The sequence below is a fragment of the Streptomyces sp. genome (assembly GCF_036566765.1).
Classification (GTDB): domain Bacteria; phylum Actinomycetota; class Actinomycetes; order Streptomycetales; family Streptomycetaceae; genus Streptomyces.
This window is the reverse complement of the sequence record NZ_DATCVQ010000116.1, coordinates 1-2,398: the sequence shown is the minus strand read 5'-3', so window position 1 is coordinate 2,398 and position 2,398 is coordinate 1. Positions and strand designations below refer to the sequence as shown.

The window sequence follows — 2,398 nt, the reverse complement described above, 5'->3', positions numbered from 1 at the left end:
ATCGACGAGCTCCTGGACGGCGTCTTCGACGGCATCATGATCACCAAGGCCGACGGCAAGAAGCACCAGGTCTCCGCCGACGACGTGGCCTTCGTGATGAAGGACGCCCTCGTGGGCAAGACCCCCGCCGAGCGCACGAAGACGATCGACCTCAACGGCAACGGCTGACGAGAGACAGACGCAGGTGGGGCCCGGGGCAGCTGCCCCGGGCCCCACCTGCGTCTCCGTCAGGCAGCCACGGCTGCCACGGCCTCGGTGACGACCGGACGCACCTTCGTCAGCATCAGCTCGAGGAACCGCTCCGGCCGCCGGAACGCGGCGAAGTGGCCGGCGTCCTCGATCAGGCCGAAGTCCTTGACCGGCGCGGTCACATCGGCGAGGAACCGGCGCGCCGCCGAGTCCGGAGTGAGCACGTCCGAGTCGCCCTGGAAGACGAAGAACGGGATGCGGAACGCGGTGCCCTCCGCCCACTCGTCCACCCGGGCCGCTTCCGGCGCGAGCGACTCCGAGAAGGTCATCGCCCGGCTGTAGTCGCGCAGCCCGCGCAGGTCGTGCAGCGGCGAGAACCACAGCGAGCCCATGACCACCGTGCGCATGGTCGCGGCGGACAGCGGGTCGGTGATCAGTGCGATCTTGCTGAACGCGGCCCACTGCGCCGCGCTCCACGCCGTACGGTCTGGGCCCATCGCCGAGACCTCGGCGAGCTGCTTGCGCTTGCCGGCCCGCTCCAGGCGGCTCAGGAGGGCGTCGTAGGCGGCTCGTTCGCGCCCGCCGGCCTGGATGTTCTGGTCGGTGCCGACGTACGCCGCGTACAGCTCCGGGTGGTTGCGGGCCAGGCGCAGGCCGAGGACGGTGCCGAAGGAGTTCGCGACCAGGAGCACCTTCTCGACGCCCAGCCGGGCGCGGACGTGCTCGGTGACCTCGACCGCGTCGCGCTCCAGCCGGTCCAGGGTGAACTCGCCCTGCCCGTCGGCCCCACCGTGCGCGAAGGTCGCGCCCGCGCCGCGCATGTCCCAGCGGACGACGGTGAAGTGCCGCTCCCACGCGCGGGTCCGCGGCAGGAACACGTGGTTGGAAGCCCCGGCGCCGCCGTGGATCTCCAGGACGACGGGGTTGCTCCGGTCGTCCCCGCGGACCGAGATCCACTGGTCGATCCCGCCGATCCGCACGAAGCCCGACTCGTCGACGCCGTTCGGCGTCGTGATGCGCAGGGCCTCGGCCAGCTTGGCGCGCCTGACCTGACGGTGGGCGAGGAGTCCGGCGGCCGGAGCGGCGAGGAGCGCGGCGGCGGAGGCGGCGATGACGGTACCGAGCATGATTGTTCCCCCAAAACTGTTTATGCCGTAAGCGGTTCGGTTTAAGGTATACACAGTTGTGGGTGCGGGCGTCAACAGGACTGCACCGGAAGGACGAGGGAGGGCGTCATGGCCGCCAGGACCGGCAGTACGAGGACCCGGAGCGCGACGAAGGGCGGGAAGGCGCGCGACCTCCGCGCCGGCGCCGCCCTGCTGTGGGGCGAGCAGGACCAGCCGACCCGGGGGCCCAAGCCCAGCCTCACGCCCCGCCGCATCGCCGCCGCGGCCGTCGCCCTCGCCGACGCGGAGGGCCTGGAGGCGGCTTCCATGAGCAAGGTCGGCGCGGAGTTCGGCGTCTCGGCGATGGCGCTCTACCGCTACGTGCCCGGCAAGACCGAGCTGGTCGAGCTGATGGTCGAGGCCGTCCTCGAAGACGTCCCCGACCTCACGGCCGCCGGCGACGGCTGGCGGGATCAGCTCAAGGAGTGGGCCCGCAGGTCACTGGACGTGTACCGGGCGCACCCCTGGCTGCTCGCGGCCACCGCGATGCGCCGGCAGCTCGTGGGACCGAACCAGCTCGGCTGGCTGGACGCCGCCCTCGCGGCCCTGGAACCGGCCGGTCTGACCGGCCCCGAACGGCACCAGATCTTCCTGCTCGTGATCGGCCACGTCCGCAACCTCGCCCAGCAGGCGCTGGACGCCGACGAGGACCACGACCGCGAGTGGGCCGCCCTGACCGGCGAGATCCTCGACCGCCACGCCGACCGCTACCCCGCCGTGAGCAGGGCGCTCGCCGACGGAGCCTTTGCGCCCTCGACGGTCGACCAGCTCGACTTCGGCCTGGACCGCGTGCTCGACGGCGTCGACGCACTCATCGGCGACCGGGCGGTGCCGACGGCGCCTCCGGGGCCGGTTCGCCAGGCCAGGGCATGACCTCCGCCTCGGCCTCCGCCGCGGCGATGGCGGCGTCCAGGTCGGCGAAGGCCGCGGCCACCCGTTCCAGTCGGGCGGCCTCCTTGCGGCCGGCTAGGGCGAGGAATGCCGAGACCCCGAGGCCGTTCTCCTTGGCCACGTTCCGGATCAATTCCGCATCCTCAGGATCA

General features: G+C 72.1%; 3 protein-coding genes. 1 reads left to right on the top strand and 2 read right to left on the bottom strand.

Going from position 1 to position 2,398, the window contains the following annotated elements; genetic code table 11:
• Positions 1-227: 227 nt before the first annotated feature.
• On the bottom strand, positions 228-1,316 hold the full coding sequence (locus tag VIU94_RS06235) for an alpha/beta fold hydrolase (RefSeq protein WP_331908401.1): 1,089 nt from the start codon (positions 1,314-1,316) through the stop codon (positions 228-230).
• Between the two features lie 108 nt (positions 1,317-1,424).
• On the opposite strand from VIU94_RS06235, the gene VIU94_RS06230 reads away from it, so the two are divergent.
• Positions 1,425-2,228: a TetR/AcrR family transcriptional regulator gene (locus VIU94_RS06230; RefSeq protein ID WP_331908399.1), complete on the top strand. Its 804-nt coding sequence runs from the start codon at positions 1,425-1,427 to the stop codon at positions 2,226-2,228.
• Here VIU94_RS06230 and VIU94_RS06225 read toward each other — a convergent pair.
• Positions 2,167-2,398, bottom strand: a 232-nt coding sequence (locus VIU94_RS06225; RefSeq protein ID WP_414720897.1) for a hypothetical protein, incomplete at its 5' end; no start/stop codon positions are given. The genes VIU94_RS06230 and VIU94_RS06225 overlap by 62 nt on opposite strands.